Annotated in this window: 18 protein-coding genes; 3 read left to right on the plus strand and 15 right to left on the minus strand. The window is 62.3% G+C overall.

Annotated elements, in window-relative coordinates:
• Positions 1-14: 14 nt before the first annotated feature.
• Positions 15-899, minus strand: a complete 885-nt coding sequence (locus JP75_RS21015; protein ID WP_035086619.1) for a hypothetical protein — start codon at positions 897-899, stop codon at positions 15-17.
• Positions 900-1,176: 277 nt separating this feature from the next.
• On the opposite strand from JP75_RS21015, the gene JP75_RS21020 reads away from it, so the two are divergent.
• Entirely contained in the window at positions 1,177-2,343 is a 1,167-nt protein-coding gene (locus tag JP75_RS21020) for a DUF2336 domain-containing protein (protein WP_035086620.1), read from the plus strand.
• Positions 2,344-2,380: 37 nt separating this feature from the next.
• Here JP75_RS21020 and JP75_RS26035 read toward each other — a convergent pair whose 3' ends face one another.
• Genes JP75_RS26035 through JP75_RS25570 form a run of 3 tightly spaced genes read right to left on the minus strand, consistent with a single transcriptional unit; the run spans position 2,381 to position 5,747 of the window.
• Positions 2,381-2,728, minus strand: a complete 348-nt coding sequence (locus tag JP75_RS26035) for a DUF1491 family protein (protein WP_084587843.1) — start codon at positions 2,726-2,728, stop codon at positions 2,381-2,383.
• Entirely contained in the window at positions 2,728-3,942 is a 1,215-nt protein-coding gene (locus JP75_RS21030; RefSeq protein WP_035086621.1) for a peptidoglycan-binding domain-containing protein, read from the minus strand. The genes JP75_RS26035 and JP75_RS21030 overlap by 1 nt, the downstream gene beginning before the upstream one ends.
• Positions 3,939-5,747, minus strand: a complete 1,809-nt coding sequence (locus tag JP75_RS25570) for a PAS domain-containing sensor histidine kinase (RefSeq protein ID WP_051961067.1) — start codon at positions 5,745-5,747, stop codon at positions 3,939-3,941. The genes JP75_RS21030 and JP75_RS25570 overlap by 4 nt, the downstream gene beginning before the upstream one ends.
• Before the next feature lie 312 nt (positions 5,748-6,059).
• Here JP75_RS25570 and JP75_RS21040 point away from each other — a divergent pair, with 312 nt between their 5' ends.
• Entirely contained in the window at positions 6,060-6,356 is a 297-nt protein-coding gene (locus JP75_RS21040) for a hypothetical protein (RefSeq protein ID WP_035086622.1), read from the plus strand.
• 145 nt (positions 6,357-6,501) lie between these two features.
• Complete coding sequence (locus tag JP75_RS21045) at positions 6,502-6,930, plus strand: SufE family protein (RefSeq protein WP_035086623.1); 429 nt, start codon at positions 6,502-6,504, stop codon at positions 6,928-6,930.
• Here JP75_RS21045 and JP75_RS21050 read toward each other — a convergent pair.
• The 11 genes from JP75_RS21050 to mbhE form a co-directional block, all read right to left on the minus strand.
• Positions 6,924-7,961 carry an acyltransferase family protein gene (locus tag JP75_RS21050; protein ID WP_035086625.1) on the minus strand — a complete coding sequence of 346 codons (1,038 nt, stop codon included), beginning with the start codon at positions 7,959-7,961 and terminating at the stop codon, positions 6,924-6,926. The two genes, JP75_RS21045 and JP75_RS21050, sit on opposite strands and share 7 nt — an antisense overlap.
• A gap of 73 nt (positions 7,962-8,034) precedes the next feature.
• A complete protein-coding gene (locus tag JP75_RS26660) occupies positions 8,035-8,532 on the minus strand; it encodes a DUF6456 domain-containing protein (RefSeq protein WP_051961069.1) in 498 nt (165 codons plus the stop codon).
• Entirely contained in the window at positions 8,525-8,884 is a 360-nt protein-coding gene (locus JP75_RS21060) for a helix-turn-helix domain-containing protein (protein ID WP_244446374.1), read from the minus strand. Before JP75_RS21060 ends, JP75_RS26660 begins: the two co-directional genes overlap by 8 nt.
• A 266-nt stretch (positions 8,885-9,150) precedes the next feature.
• Positions 9,151-9,573 carry a Ros/MucR family transcriptional regulator gene (locus tag JP75_RS21065; RefSeq protein ID WP_035086627.1) on the minus strand — a complete coding sequence of 141 codons (423 nt, stop codon included), beginning with the start codon at positions 9,571-9,573 and terminating at the stop codon, positions 9,151-9,153.
• Positions 9,574-9,702: 129 nt separating this feature from the next.
• A complete protein-coding gene (gene mnhG, locus JP75_RS21070; protein WP_035086629.1) occupies positions 9,703-10,056 on the minus strand; it encodes a monovalent cation/H(+) antiporter subunit G in 354 nt (117 codons plus the stop codon).
• On the minus strand, positions 10,053-10,364 hold the full coding sequence (locus tag JP75_RS21075) for a cation:proton antiporter (protein WP_035086630.1): 312 nt from the start codon (positions 10,362-10,364) through the stop codon (positions 10,053-10,055). Before JP75_RS21075 ends, mnhG begins: the two co-directional genes overlap by 4 nt.
• On the minus strand, positions 10,361-10,840 hold the full coding sequence (locus JP75_RS21080; RefSeq protein WP_035086632.1) for a Na+/H+ antiporter subunit E: 480 nt from the start codon (positions 10,838-10,840) through the stop codon (positions 10,361-10,363). The genes JP75_RS21075 and JP75_RS21080 overlap by 4 nt, the downstream gene beginning before the upstream one ends.
• The gene (locus JP75_RS21085) at positions 10,837-12,414 is read right to left on the minus strand and encodes a proton-conducting transporter transmembrane domain-containing protein (protein ID WP_035086633.1); all 1,578 of its coding nucleotides are present in this window, start codon (positions 12,412-12,414) and stop codon (positions 10,837-10,839) included. The genes JP75_RS21080 and JP75_RS21085 overlap by 4 nt, the downstream gene beginning before the upstream one ends.
• 2 nt (positions 12,415-12,416) lie before the next feature.
• Positions 12,417-12,794 (minus strand): Na+/H+ antiporter subunit C, encoded by a 378-nt coding sequence (locus JP75_RS21090; protein WP_035086634.1) that lies wholly within the window; start codon positions 12,792-12,794, stop codon positions 12,417-12,419.
• On the minus strand, positions 12,794-13,219 hold the full coding sequence (locus tag JP75_RS21095; RefSeq protein WP_035086635.1) for an MnhB domain-containing protein: 426 nt from the start codon (positions 13,217-13,219) through the stop codon (positions 12,794-12,796). The genes JP75_RS21090 and JP75_RS21095 overlap by 1 nt, the downstream gene beginning before the upstream one ends.
• The gene (gene mbhE / locus JP75_RS21100) at positions 13,216-15,588 is read right to left on the minus strand and encodes a hydrogen gas-evolving membrane-bound hydrogenase subunit E (protein WP_244446375.1); all 2,373 of its coding nucleotides are present in this window, start codon (positions 15,586-15,588) and stop codon (positions 13,216-13,218) included. Before mbhE ends, JP75_RS21095 begins: the two co-directional genes overlap by 4 nt.
• Between the last annotated feature and the right edge of the window lie 175 nt (positions 15,589-15,763).

Here is a 15,763-nt window from a genome sequence, read left to right on the forward strand (position 1 = left end):
CTTGGCTCCAGCAACTACTTGATTTGAATGACTTCCGTATCCGGGACCATGGTTTGGAAGCGTGACGGTATGGTGACACCGCCCTGCCCCGGCCGCGTGCCGCTCCCCGAACAGAAGTCGTGCCGGCTCGCCCGGTCGGCCCAGGCGCGCAATTGGCTCAGGGAATTGTCGACCGCGATCGACTGCTCGTGCGGGGTTTCGACGAGGAGATTATCGAGCGCATAGGAATAGCTCTCGTAGCGATAGTTCACCGCCCGCACGAACCACTCGATGTAATGGGTATTTTCGTAACGCCGCGCCGCGACATCGGCCGCCGCAGTCGGCGCCACATTGGTCAGCGAAGCCAGCGCAATCTCGCGATTCCGGTCAACCTCGATCACCGCGCAGACGCTGGCAAAAGTCGAGGGCAAGGTATCGAGATCAGCCAGGATATGCCGGCCCAGCGTCGCATAGCGCACCCGCGAAGACTGGTAATGCTCGCGCTTCAGCCAATTGTAATAGCGGTCGGTCGTGAACTTCCAGTCCTTCGCCCGCGTGATTCGCGTGCGCTGCATTTCCGCTTCCGTATCGAACATCCAGTCCCGCGAATGCGCGGCAACAAGGAAGCGCCAGGTGCGATCATGCATTTCGCGTTCCTGGTCGGTCTGGTTGAAGTTCGAGACAGGCTCGCGCTGCTTGGCCATGAAAGTGCCGACAGCGGGCAGCACATCGTCGTGCAGCACGCTCGGCTTGGCCCTGCCGAAATCGCCAACGGGCCGCGACGCACAAGCGACCAGCAGCCCGGCTAAAAGTGCCGTCCCGAGAAAACCAAAAAACCGCGGCATGAATTCAGCCGCGTTTACGACGACGCCGTGAGGGGTCGAGACGGTCAGTGGGTGGCGGCGTCGGACCGCGTTCATAACGTACCCCGGTGAAGAGAAATATCTGTGCGTCGCCGGACTGTCGCGGTCCGGATTTTGCGGGTCGATCCCGCCTTTCGAATTTCAGCAGCTTGCCCAAGCTGACCTCCAATGCGGCTCCCCCGTCCCTAGTGGAGGCAGCCAGTTCAGTGTGATTCTCCCGGCACGATGACGCACCTCGTGCTGGCCCTATTAAGAGATCGTCAAGGTTAACAGTCTGCTAACGAATTACAGGCAAATTGATCATCAGAACGCGCCGGGGGCGCGCAATTAGTCGATGGTCCTGCCCAACATGCTCGGTTTTCAGCCTTACGAAACCTTCCAGCTTCTCATTGAAACCGGCGGTGTGGACCGCACCAACACCCTGCTGATAGCGGCCTGCGACGCCTATGCCCGCCGCGGCCGTCCGACCGTTCCCGAAATGGAACAGTTCGAAACTTTGGCCACCCGCCTCTTCCAGTCGGCCAGCCCCCAGGCCCGCGCCAAGGCCGCTGCAATCCTCGGCCGCAGCGAACTGCTCTCCCAGGCGCTCGAACAGCTAGTCGTTGAAAACATTGGCGAAGATCTCGTTTCCTTCCTCGCCAGCGCCGAAGAATTGTCCGACCGGACCCTCCTCGACGTGCTCGGCCGCTACGATGTCGCCGCCGCCGCCACCATTGCCGGCCGCAAGAACCTGACCAATGTGGTTCTCGCCAAACTCTTCCAGATGAACTCGCGAAAAGTCTATCGCGCGCTCGCCACCAACATGGACATCACCCCGCGCGGCGCCTATCTCAGCGCCCTCGCCCGCTCGGCGCAGATGGACCACCTCGTCGCCGAAGCCCTTGGCGAACGCAAAGATTTCGACGCCGCCCTCCTCGCGCCGGCCTTCTTCGATCTTTCCGATGCACAGCGAATCAAGGTCATCCAGGCCTTCGCCAATCGCGAAACCCCGGCCGCCCCGATTTCGCGCACCATCGAGCAGCTTTCGGTCGCGACCCCGGAGCTGACCAAGGCGCTGATGAAGCTCTTTTCGGAAAACCGCCGTCCGGAAGTCACAAAACTTCTCGCCCAGATCACCGGCCTCGACGAAGTCCGTTGCGGCCAGATCGCCCATGACGTCACCGGCGCCTCGACCTTCGTGGTGCTCCGTGGTTTCGGTGTCTCGGCCTATGACGGGCTGAAAGTTCTGATCCACGCCACCAGCCACGACAGCGAACGCTCCCGCGCCCTGGCCGATTTCGCCTCGCTCTTCGCTACCGTCTCGGCCGATGCCATGGCCTATCTGATGAGCGCATGGCGCGGCGAAGTGAACCTCTTGGATCTTTCCAAGCCCCAGTACCGTCCGGTCAACATGCCGAGCCGCCGCACGCCGCAGCCGGCCGCAGCCAGCGGCTCGGGCAATGCCGTGGTGGAGCAGGCCATGGTCGCCCTCTCCCGCATCGGCGCCCGCCGCGCCGGCTAAGCCGAAATCTTGGAATTCCTTCGACCCGGGCTGTTCTTCAGCCCGGGTTTTTCACGACCTCGATTCCGAGGTCGTCCCCTCGCAAGTCGATGCTGAGCACCCAGAGATCGGGGTCAAAGTCCACTTCCCGAGCAATGCGCTGGCGAACCGTATCGGGCTCGACATGCGAGAAGCGGGTCTGGAACACCAACCCCGCCCCATCTCCCCGACTGATCACAGGCGCCGGCGTATGGAGCGAGCGCGTGCCATCGAGATGATCGACTTCGATAAATACCTGCCCGGCAATGGGATCACCCTTGCGGGCTACCACGCACATATGGCCGAGGTCATTGTGGCGCCGGACAAAGGCCATGCACCACAGATCGCTGCGGATCGCGCCGGCCACTAGATGGTCGCGCCGGCCTTGCGCAGCAGGTCGATAAGGTCGGGCTGCACCTGGCCAGTGATCTTGTAGCGATGGAAGTTTTCGAATTCGCGGATGGCCCGCGCCGTTTCCGGCCCCGGATTGCCATCGATCTGGCCGCGGAAGAACCCCAGGCTCGCAAGACCCCGCTGAATATCGGCAACGAGTTCGCCATCCGTCGCCGGGCGCGCGGCCCGTGGCTGGGAGGCCGGCGTCGTATTGGCGACGGTCTGGACAACCGGCTGGGGCTGCGGCGCGGCCTGGACCGGAGCGGGCATTGCCTGGCTCGGCAGGCTGGCGCTCGGCGTGGGCGGATTGGCAACCGGCGTACCAGTACCGCGCGTGCCATCGACAGCCGCGACAATCGAATCAATGGTATTGGCAGCGGCGACACCAACCGTATCGACAGCCTGTTCGACCGGCGAAAGTGCGGGCAGACGGGCCACGACGCGATCCTGCTCGACAGGGGCCGCCTGCTGAACCGGCGCCGAAGCCGGCGCAGCGGCAACCGCTACCGGTTGGGCCACGACGGGAGCCGGTGCCGGAGCGACGACGGCCTGAGGCTGCGGGGTCGCCTGAACGACAGGCTGCGGCGCAGACGTTGTCACCATTCCCGAAGCATTCGAGCCAAGGATGGCATTGACCACATCGGCCGAGAGCGCACCCTGCGGTGCAAAACCGTTACGCTCTTCAAAGGCACGAATGGCGCGGGCGGTCATCGGGCCATAATAGCCGTCGACCTTGCCGTCAAAAAGCTGCAGCTCGGCGAGCTTCTTCTGCACGGCGAAAACTTCGGAATTGCCCACGGGCTGGTCCGGAATGACCTGCGGCACCGCCGCGACGCTGCCCGTCGTTTGCGGCGACACGACAGGCGCTGCAACCACGGCCGTCTGCTGTGCGTCTTCCACGGCCTGTTCGCGCATTTCGACCGGCGCGGGCATGGGGGCGGCTTGCGGCGAGACGGCATAGGGCACGCTGCGGTCAGCGGCAAAGAAGGGCGAGGGATGCATCCCGGTCTGGAAATAAAGCGCATTGCTGCCGGCGAGAGCGCTCATGGTCACGAGGGCAAAAACGCCCGTCGAGGCCAGCGGGGCCTGCATATAGCGGTTGAATGCCCAATACGCCCCACGACCAAGCTGGTTCATGAGGACGCTACCGGCCATCAGCGGCAGTTGGGACAGGGTCGATGCTGTCATTGCGCTTTTCTTTTTTCGTTTTGCCATGAATTGATAGGCGCCGCCGCAGGCTCCCGATGGAGGGGTAGAACTGCGACAGTCTCTTCCAACTTCGTTGCCGGACCGTTTATCGGCAGAAGAACGGTCATGGTTGTCCCCGCTCCGATTTCGGACATGGCCCGGAGCGCACCGCCATGGAGTTCCGCCAGGCCCTTGACGATCGAGAGGCCGAGGCCCGTGCCTTCATATTGCCGGTTCAGCCCATCCTGCGCCTGGAAGAACGGCTCGCCGATCCGTTCCAGCGCCATTGGCGCCATGCCGATGCCCTGGTCGCGCACGGCAAAGCTCAGCGACTGGCCCTGGCGCTTGACGACCAGCGTCACCGTATCACCCACATGGCTGAACTTGACGGCATTGGAGAGGAGGTTGATCAGAATCTGCCGGCAGGCGCGCTCATCGGCCAGAATCGTCGGCAGACCCGATTCGATCTGCGCTTCGAGCGTGATCGAGCGCGCCTTGGCCATGGTGTCGACCATGGCAAAGCAGGCCGGCACGATCTCGTCGGGCTGGAAACGCGCGGTGCTGATTTCAAACTTGCCGGCTTCGATGCGCGACATGTCGAGCAGCATGCCCACCACATCGAGCAGGTGCTTGCCGCTCTGGTGGATGAGACCGGCATATTCGCGATGCGTCGGCGACAGCTCGCCGCCAATGCCCGACGTCATCATTTCCGAAAAGCCGACCACGGCATTGAGCGGCGTGCGCAGCTCGTGCCCGATGGTGGCGAGGAAGCGCGACTTGGCTTCCGAGGTTTCCTCGGCCGCGCGCCTTGCTTCGCTCATGGCGGCTTCAGAATCCTTGCGCTCGGTCACGTCGCGCAACAGCGCCGTCACTTCATAGCGAGTACCGACCATCTGGTCCCTGATCGGCGAGAAATGTGCTTCTACCCAGATGAACTGGGGCACGCCGCCCGTCGCATGCGGGTCGTCGCGGCGCATGCGCACTTCGATCGATCGGCTCTTGCCGCCCTGATTGGCATCGGCAAAGGCGGTGAGATAGGCGGGCCGGTCCATGACATGGAGGCGCTCGCCGAGCGAACCCGTGCTCAATTGATAGCGCGGGCAGCCAAACAGTGTCTCGGCCGAGCGCGAGGCCGAAAGTAGTTCGCCTTCGGTCGAAAAGCACAGCACCGTGTCCTGCACGGTCTCGACCAGGTGCCGATAGGCATTGAGTTGGGCCTTGTCGTGCACAACATAGCCGGCATTGATGTGGTGCGTCGTATGCGCGACGAGCAGCGCGGCGAGGCAGAATGCTGCCGTGCCCGATAGCATGGCCTCATTGGCCAGCGCGGCATCCGAAGGCAGGCTCAAGAGGGCTCCGATCGCCCCCAGCACCAGCGCGGCCACAACAGCCAGCCAGCTCCATAGTCGAACCTTCTGCCCCATCAGCAGCGCCGCCAGCACCGGGCCCATCACGATGACGATCAGTCCCATATCGGCGAGGCGCATATCGAGCAGCGTCAGGACGAGGCCCGAACCCATGACCGCGACGATCTGAGCGAGTGCAGCATCGTCATAGCGGGCGCGGTGATAAAGCGAGAGGCTGAGCATGCCGCCGCCGAGGCCGATACAGGCCATTGCAAAGCCCGGGGCCGCCTGGCTTGCCAGCGCCCACATGGCGAAAGGCATGAAGACGACGGAGAGGGCGATCATCAGGCGGGCATTGTTGGCAATGGTCTTGCGGCGCAGCACGTCGGGACGCTGGCAAGACGCCGCAGGCGTGCCGTCATCCCTTCCGCCGATGCCGAAAATACCAAGGCTACGCATCACTTTACTCATATTCGAGACGCCACTCTTGCCGGCCCCCAAAGCCGTTGGACACGGTCCGAATCCGAACCCGCCCGTCTGATTTGCATCAGATCTTGTATGCTCACACTCGCGCGGCAGGAGCTAAGACAGGCTTAAGTGCGCGCCCATGCAGGGGGCTTTCGCCGGTTAGCGTAAACAAGGCGTTGCCCAATTCCGAAACTGCGACAACCATTTGTTTCAAATTTTAAGAACTGACCCCAGTTCGCCTTAACAAGCGCCACCTAGTGTTAAGACCGAAGAGCGGGAGAGGCCCGTTCGGAAGCCACGGTTATGATGTTTCTCCTGCGTTCGGCATTCTGGCTCACTGTCGCCTTCGTGGTCATCCGGCCCGAAGTCGATGTGCGCGCCTCTGCCGGGTCGGTGGCTAACGAGGCCCTGGCTCGCGGCAGCCAGTTCGTTGCCAACCAGATCGAGGCGATCGAGTGCGATAGCCTGCAATGTCTTGGGGGCAAGGCAATTGTTGCCGCCGCCCTCCCCCCTATCCCGCCCTCCGGCACACCCATGCATGTCGCGCCGCAGGACAATCCGGTTCCCTATCCCCGACCTCGACCGGATTGGGCGGGCTGACGGACGCCTGCCCCGGCGTCCGATTGATCTATCCAGTGGCACGCGTCTCTTGCCCAAGCGACGCAACTCCAGCGTCCACTGGCCCCTGCCGCAAGCACCTTGCCCCGTGCTTGCGGCTTTTTCTTTCTTTACCTAGATAGAGGGCATGACCCAGCCCCAGCCTTTCCAGGACATTGCCGACAATCTTTCCTTCCTCGATGATTGGGAAGACCGGTATCGCTATCTCATCGAACTCGGCCAGGCTCTGCCGCGGCTCGAAGCCGACGAGCGCGTCGACACCAACAAGGTCAATGGCTGCATCTCGCAGGTCTGGCTCGTTTCCGAGCCCGTCGAAGCGGATGGCTCCGTGTCGCTTCACATTCGTGGCGAAAGCGATGCGATGATCGTGCAGGGGCTCGTGGCGATCCTTCTCGCGCTCTACTCGGACCGTCCGGCCCGCGAAATCGCCGAGACCGATGCCATTGCCATTTTCGACGAACTGGGTCTGCGCGAACATCTCACCGCCCAGCGTTCCAACGGCCTCGTCGCCATGGTCAACCGCATCCGCGCCGAAGCGCGGGCCAAGGTTCACTGATCGGCTTTTTGCCGCTGCAATTTTCTGAGGAGCGGCTGCTCGACGAAACGATAGAGCAGCAGCCCCATCCATACCCCGGTCGCGATGGCCAGCACGGTCACAACCGGCACGATTCCCGGCAGGTTCGGCCCGATCAGCTTTAGGCCGACCCCGGCCATCAGAGCCACGGCAAAGATATGCACGAGATAGATCGAGTAGGATGCATTGCCCATCCGCTCGAGCCAGACCATACGCGGCAACCGCCCCTCGCTGCGCAGCGCCAAGATCACGGCCACGCCTGAAAAGCTGAGGAAGCCGGCAAAGGCGGTGACGTCCTCGACAAAACCGTGATTCCACAAAAAGCCTTCGGCAAGGCCAGCCACGCCGATCACGACGAGGGTAATGGCCACCGGTTTCGGCAACCGGGAAATCCAGCCCTCCATGTGCCCGAGCCCGATCCAGCAACCGACGACAAAGGCCAGCGGCAGGAAACTCGTATAGAATTGTGGAATGGCTGACTGCGGAGCGAGCAGAAAGCCCACGATCGCCAGCGCCGCATAGGCGAGGGTCAGCCCCACCACCCTGCTCCGCGCGGTGAACATGGCAAGCAGCGCAAAGCAGGCATAGAAGAACATCTCGTAATTAAGCGTCCAGCCCAGCTTATAAAGCGGGTGCAGCCCATGGCTCGCCCCGTTGTAAAACGGGATGAAGGCGAGCGAGAGTGCCAACTGGTTGCCGTCAAAGCTGGTGGTCTTGAAGAGTTGCGGCGCAAACAGCGCCAGCGCCGCGGCGATCAGCGTAAAGGCCCAATAGAGCGGCACGACGCGGAGGATACGTCGGCGCATGAACTGCCGCCCGTCGAAGCGGCCGATATCGGTCACGCTGACCATGATGAAGCCGGAAATCACGAAGAACAGGATGACACCGAGCCAGCCCAGCCGCCCATAGGCAATGTTCTCTCCCACCAGCGGGTAGAGCAAGGCATGCGAGGCCAGCACCAGCAGGGCGGCGATGGCGCGCAGATATTGGACGGAGACGATTTTCCCGGGCATGGTTCGGTCACGATTGCGGCTGACATTCTTATCACGCGTACCATTTCCCAGAACATTACAGACGCTTACATCGTTAAGAAGCCTCTGCCGGCGGAAACATCGGCGCCCGCTCCGGCAGCCAGTGCCGCTGCCTTTGCGCCTCGCGCCCCCGTGCTTCAGCATCGAGCCCGTAATGGGCGGCGAGATGGGAGAGCGCGATGCGCAGCACCAGCTTGCCGCCGCGCCGCGGCCAGTCGCGCTCCAGCTCGACATCCTGCAAACCCCGATCGAGCCCGCAAATGTCGAACAGCACGGCCCAACACTCGGCGGGCATCGTGGCCGCCAGATCCGCCAGATGTTTTCGCGCATCCGCGGCGCTGGCCGAAAGCGTGCCCTGCACCGGGCTGCCGCTGCCCCGACCACCGGTTCGGGTGGGATCATAGGACATGGTCACGCGCTGGCGCAGGCGGGCGCGCTCGAAAACCTGCGCCAGGCGCCGCGCCGCCTCGACGTGGTGGGGCAAAAGAAACGGCGCGCTGTCCCGCCGGGCCGCCGAAAGGCGACCCACCGCTTCAGGCAATCCCTCACTCATTCTCGCCTCCTGCCATAAGCTGTGCTTCAAGCCGGTCCAATTCGGCATCAAACCTGGCATCGTCGCGCAAGTCTTCGATCAGGCTGCAGGCGTAAGAGACTGTTGTCCTATCTCGCCCAAAGGCCGCACCAATTGCAGTCAGGCTGATACCCTTCGACACATGGGCCAGATACATGGCCAGTTGACGCGCCCTTGCCGTATCGGCCTGACAGCGAGAAACGTGAACTAGCAAGCGGATAGGAATTTTCCGCTCGCGCGAAATCAAAGCAAGAACTTGGGCCAGGCCCGCATCGTCGTGGACCGAAGGCAGGCGCTCGCGCGGCGCATGGCTATGATGAGTTTCGATTCGCACGGTCATCCTCCACCGGATATAGGACAATATTCCTACACCCTGACAGAGGTTGTCCACCCCGGGGATAAGTTTTGAAATTTTCCGCACAAGGACGCATGGGACGGGCCAAAAACACTGCGGCCGCCCGAAGGCGGCCGCAAAGCAGGGGGACCAGCTTTTTGATGCATCGCAAGGCCGGCACGCAGATGCCTTGGTCAATTGCGAGGCAGTATGAGGGGGTTAGGGCGCTCGCTTCGGTCCCTCCGAAGCGTCCGCTCTAGGCGAAATCAGCCAGCCTTGCGGCCGAGGCCATTGTCCTTGGCGAGCTTGGAGCGCGTCGCCGAGTAGTTCGGGGCAACCATGGGATAATCTGCGGGCAGACCCCACTTCTCACGATATTCCTCGGGCGAGAGGTTGTAGTGCGTGCGCAGGTGGCGCTTGAGCGACTTGAACTTCTTGCCGTCTTCGAGACAGATGATGTAGTCGGCAGCGACGGACTTGCGGACCGGCACGGCGGGCTTGAGATCCTCGACCACGGCGGGCACTTCATTGCTCCGCAGCGCGCGCAGGGCACCGTGAACATCGGCAATCAGCCGTGTCAGGTCCGAGGGGCTCACGGCATTGTGGCTTACATATGCTGAGACGATATCGGCACTGAGTTCGACGAGGTCGAACTCACCCACATCCGCCGGAGCGGTATTGTCGTTCATGATCTAACCTTCCGTAATTTTTTTATTGGGCAGCAACAGGGGCAGTCACAGCCTTGCTGCATTCCTAAGTCTGTTTACTGCCGCAGGCAACTGCCGCTAATCCAATTAATTGGATGCATTACAGATTATTCATGATCCAGAATTTTGTTCCAATCGTGTCTTGATATCGTCACGCACCGTACTTTCCCCGGCATGATAACCCGCAATATAACTAGCGCGGGCAAGGAGATGCGCGGCCACGGGCGTAGTCAAAAGCACGAAAATTACGCCGATGATTGCACGCAAAGCCACGGCAGCATCCATGCTGATCACGGCAACAGCGATGAGAACTAATCCACCACCAACTGCGCCTGCCTTGGAGGCGGCGTGCATCCGCGTGTACAAATCAGGCAAACGGACCACACCGACGGCGGCGAGAAGCGTGAAAATCGCCCCCAGAATCAGCAGACCGCCCCCAAGGCAGAGTGCGATATCGCCGATCATGATTGCGCCTCCATTGCGGCGGCGTCAGTCTTGAGGCCTCGCCGCAAAATATAGCGGGCCAAAGCCACGGTCGCGAGGAAGCCGAGCAGCGCCAGGGCAATGGCAATGTCGAGATAAAGCATCCTCCCGGTGCGCACGGCCACGGCGCCGATGAAACCCATGGCAACCACGGTCATCAGGTCGAGCGCCAGCACCCGGTCGGGCAGCGTCGGACCGATAACGATGCGCACGATCGAGACGAGCAGGGCGAGCCCCAAGAGAATCAAGGCGATCAGGCTCGAAAGGTCGACAAAAGCGGCCACGGTCATTGAAACACCTCCTTGATCCGCGCTTCAAAGCCATTGGCGATCCCGGCAATCAGCGCGGTATCGCTCTCCATGGTCAGCGCATGGACGTAGAGAACCGAACGATCCTCGGCGACATCAACGCTCAGCGTCCCGGGTGTCAGCGTGATCATATTGGCGAGGAGCGTGATTTCCGCGTCCGACTTGACCGTCAGCGGCACCGCCACGATGGCCGGCTTCAGCGCCGATTTGAGATCGGGACGCAGGACGATCAGCGCGACATTGATGGCGCTGACCATCAATTCGTAGAGAAAGAGCGCGATCAGCGAGAGCACCTTGCCGGCCCGGCCCAATGCGCCCTGCTGGCGGATCGAATAGCGCAAAATCAACAGGGCGCCGCCCCCGACGAGACCGCCAAAGAGCAGGTTCAGCCCAGAAAAATTGCCCGTTATGCCGGCCCAGCCGAGGGCAAGGATGACCACAAGAAAGGCGCCGCTCATGGCTCAACCTCCGCAAGGCCAACCGCCTCGACATAGCGACCGGGATCGACGATATCGGCCGCCGCGCGCTGCCCCACTTCAATAAGTGGATTTGGCCAGAGGCCGATCAATACCACCCCAAGCACCAGCGCGCTGACCGCCCCAAAGGCCAGCCGAACCCGCGGCGTCGGCGCAACCAGCGGCATCGGTTCGCCCGAAGCCGGCTGGCCCTCCGGCCCATTGCGCCAGAACACATGCGACCAGAGCCGCGTGCCGGCAATCAGGGTCAGAATGGCATTGATTACCAGCGCCACGACCAAGGCACTACCGACCCAGCCCAATTCGGCGTCGGCCACCCCCGCTTCGAGCAACAGCAATTTTGGCCAGAAGCCGAGGAAGGGCGGCACGCCGGCAACGGCAAGAATGAGCAAGAAGAACAGGATCGAAAGCGGCGCGCTGGCGGCATAGAGCCCGCCCATCTGCCGCGTATCGCTCGCCCCGGTCCGCACTTCGATCAGCCCCACCACCATGTAGAGCGCCGTCATGGCCAGGATGGCGTGGAAAATATAGATCCCCGCCCCGGCAATGCCGATGACATCGGGCAGCGACAGGCCGGCGAGGATTGCCCCAATGCCGCCGATGACGAAAAAGCCCACGGCCCGGCGCAGATGCGTTTCGGCAATGGCGCCAAGCGGCGCGATCACCAATGTCGCAACGGCCAGCACGGCCAATACCGGCTCCAGCATTTCGCGGCTATCGGGCAGCACCGCCACCAGCGCGCGCAACAGCGCATAGGCGCCAACCTTGGTGAGCAAGCCCGCAAACAAAGCCGAAACCGCCGGGGTCGGCGTGTGATAGGAAGCCGGCAGCCAGGCATTGACCGGAAAAGCCGCCGCCTTCATGCCGAAGGCGAGCAGCAACAGCGCCGCAATCCCCGTCATCGCCGCGCGATTGGCGTCCGGCGCCACAAGCATGATGTCGGCCATATTGAGCGTCCCCAGCAGGCCATAGGTCAGCCCGAGCGCCAGGAGGAACAGCGTCGTCGCGAGGAAATTGAGGAAGCCATATTTCACCGCGCCATCGAGCTGCAGCGGACTGCTACCCGAAACGATCAGCCCGAACGAGGCAATCAGCATCACCTCGAACCAGACATAGAGATTGAATAGATCGCCAGTCAGGAACGAGCCGGTCACACCTGCCAGAAGCAGCAGGACCATGGAGTGAAAGCCATCCTTGCCGTCATTCCCCTCCCGGTCGATTTCGGCATAGAGCACGACGACCAGCGTCACGACCGCCGCGGCCAGCGCAAAGCCGGCACCAAAAAGATCGGCCGTCAGGCTGATGCCGAAGGGCGGCAACCATTTGCCCATGGTCATGCTGAGCGGCCCTTCGCTCACAATGCGGAGCAGCAGGCTGATTTCGCAGGCAATGATGGCGACTATGACCAGCACCGCGCCCAGCAGCGGCAGCCTATTGCTGCGCCGCACCACCAGCAGCGCGGCTGAGCCCATCAGCGCCAGCACAACAGGCAGCACCAGCACCCAATCGGCGGCTGATGTCGCAGTCTCGATCATAGCCTGAGGCAATTGGGTCATGGTCAGTAGCTCAATGGCGGCTGGGGCGCGTTTTCCGGCTCGGCCAGGCGCATGGTATCGGTATTGTCCGCATCGAGGCTTTTATAGGCGCGGAAAGCGAGCACCAGCAGGAAGCTGAACATGGAAAAGCCGATGACGATGGCCGTCAGGATCAGCGCCTGTGGCAGCGGATTGGCAATCGGCCCTGCGGGCACATCGAGCCCCCCTGGCACGATAGGCGCCACTTCGCGCGTCACCCGCCCGGCGGTGAAGATCAGCAGATTGACGCCATTGCCCAGAATGGTCATGCCGATCAACATGCGGATCACCGAACGCGACAGCAGCAGGTAAATGCCGAGCGAAACGAAGACACCGACGAGGGCGGCGAGGATATAATCCATCACAGATCCTCCTCGCGGTCGCTTTCGAGCGCCAAGGCAATGGCCGAGAGCGTTCCGAAAACGACGAAATAGACTCCGATATCGAAAAACATGGGCGTCGAGAACGGCACCACGGTTTCCCCGAGATCGAGATAGAGCCAGATCGAGGTCATGAACGGCGCTTCGATGAAGAGGCTCAGCAGCCCTGAAAAACCCGCCAACAACACGCCAAAACCGGCAATCGCCAACGGATCAACCTTCAGCGCCCGCCGCACCGCCGGCACACCCGAGGCCATGCCGAAAACCGCGATGGATGCCGCAGCGATCAATCCGCCGATAAAGCCCCCGCCCGGCTCATTGTGGCCACGCAGGCAAACATAGACGGAAAAGACCAACATGGTTGCCACGATCAGCGGCGCCGCCGTGCGGAAAATGACCGTGTTCATGGCCCTGTCTCCTCCGTCTTCTTGCGCCGCCGCAGCAGCGCTAGAATGGCGATGCCCGCACCCATGACCACCGAGATTTCGCCAAGCGTATCAAAGCCGCGATAGTCGACGAGGATGACGTTGACGATATTGGCGCCATGGGCGATCGGCACGCTGGTGGCAGTAAAGAAATCCGAGAGCCGCGTATCGAGCGTACCCGTCAGCACCAGCATGAGCAGCAGGCTCACCCCGGCGCCGCAAACGACGGCCAGCGTCCCATCGCGCGCCCAGTCCTCGAATGGCCGGTGATCCCGCGCATCGAGCCGAAGATTGGTCATGACGATGGTGAGAATGACAACAGAGAGCACTTCCACCATAAGCTGGGTAAAGGCGAGGTCCGGCGCGCCGAAGAGCAAAAAGATCAGCGCCAGGGCCGTGCCCTGAATGCCGAGCGACAGAATGGCAATGAGCCGGCTCTGCGCGATCAACACCGCCAGGAGCCCCAGCACCGCCAGCAATACCACGCCCCATTCATAGGGGCGCAGGTCCGGCAGAACCAGGCGCTTGGACCAATCGCCCAGCTCCGCCGTCGGCACGATCCAGTCGAGCCCACCCAGCGCCAGCATAGGCCAGAACAGCGCCACGGCCAGCGCAGCAAAGACCGCCAGCAGATAGAATTCGAGCTTTCCGTGATGCAGCGCCCGCGTCACCGTCGCGGCAAAGCGGATGAGGCCGAACATGACCGCATCGAAAGCCGTGTCAGCATTCCAGCCGATCCCCGCACTTAGCCGCCGCAACACCGTGCGGATCGCTTGAGCCTGCCGGAAGACCACAATACCGAGCAACCAGGTCAGCGCCGAAAGCCAGATCAGCGGGCTCGCGAGATCGAGCGCGAGTTTCAGATGCGGCTCCACCGCATGCCCCAGAATGGCCATCGCGCCCGGCGCCAGCACATCCGCGCTCAACCAATCCGGCAAGAGGCCCGCAACCACACCGACGCCACCGAGCAGGATCGGCCCCGCCAACATGGCCACCGGCGCTTCATGGGCATTTTTGGGCGTCGGCAAGGCATCGCCGAGAAACGGCCGGATCATCACGATCAGCGCCACGCCCGCCAGCAGGGCATTGCCCACCACCAGAACGGCCAACACAAAAAGCATCAGCCAGTCCCCGCCGACCAGCGCCAGATACATTTCTTCCTTGGCGAAATAGCCGACCGTCAGCGGCAGCCCGACCATGGAGAGCGCCGCCAGCGCCGCGCCGATGAAGGTCACCGGCATCTTGTCGGCCAATCCGCCAAGCGCGGTGATGTCACGCGTCCCCGCCTCATGGTCGACCGCGCCCGCCACCATGAAGAGCCCGGCCTTGTAGCAGGCATGCGCCACGAAATAGACCAGCATGGCCGCAATCGCCGCCTCACTGCCGAGCCCGATCAGCAGCACCAGCAGCCCCAGCGAAGCAATCGTCGTTTGCGCCAGGATTTGCTTGAGATCGGTTTCCCGAAGCGCGCCGAGCGCACCCCAGATCAGCGTGACCCCGCCAAAAGCCACGAGTACGCCGGTCCAGACCGCAGTCCCACCCAAAACCGGCGTCATGCGAGCAAGCAAATAAACGCCCGCCTGCACCATCGTCGCCGAGTGCAAAAATGCCGAAACCGGCGTCGGCGCCTCCATGGCATTGGGCAGCCAGAAATGCAGCGGAAACTGTGCCGACTTGGTGAAGGCCGCGCCCAGGAACAGCGCCAGCACCAGGCCATAAAGCGCATGATCTTTCAGCACGCCACCGAGCCCGCGCAATTCGCTGAGCAGCCACGTGCCTGACAGATGCTGCGCAAGGATGACGCCTACAAGCAGGCACATGCCACCGATATTGGTGATCACCAGCGCCTGAATGGCCCCTCGCCGCGCCGCCTGCCGATTATGGTAGAAGCCGATCAGCAGGAAGGAGGTGACTGACGTCGCCTCCCAGAACATGAAGAGCGCCAGCATATTATCGGCCAGCACCAGCCCCAGCATCGACCCCATAAAGGACAGCATATAGGCGAGGAATCGGCCCTTGTGTCTGTGTCCCTTCAGATAGGCGCCGGAATAGAGAATGATCAGCGTGCCCACGCCCGCAATGGTCAGGGCAAAGATCAGGCTCAGGCCATCGGCGAAAAAGCTCAGCGTCAGCCCATAGGACGGCACCCAGCCAAAGGAAGCAGCAATCGTGCCGCCGGCAATGACGGGCTCGCTGACGCCCAGCAGCAGGAGAAAAATCCCGGCCGGAACGGTCGCGAGAACCCAGCCCGAATAGCGGCCGGCGAGGCTATGGATGAAGGGCGTCAGCAGCGCCGCCAGAAAAGGCGCCAAAGCGGCAAGGGCGATGCTGGCTTCAAGGGACAGCCCCACTCGGCCCCTCCTCCATGCGATGTTCGTTCAGTTTGAGGAAACCTTAACCATGACACTCCCGAGGACAAGCCAAATCGGACCTGGGGCGACGATAGTTGCGGATATCTTCAATGGCTTAGGGGTCTGGCAATCCCGCGCCGTGCGGCCTATGTCCTTGTCACCTGTTCCGCGGCCT

Origin of the sequence: Devosia riboflavina, from assembly GCF_000743575.1 — a bacterium.
GTDB lineage: Bacteria > Pseudomonadota > Alphaproteobacteria > Rhizobiales > Devosiaceae > Devosia > Devosia riboflavina.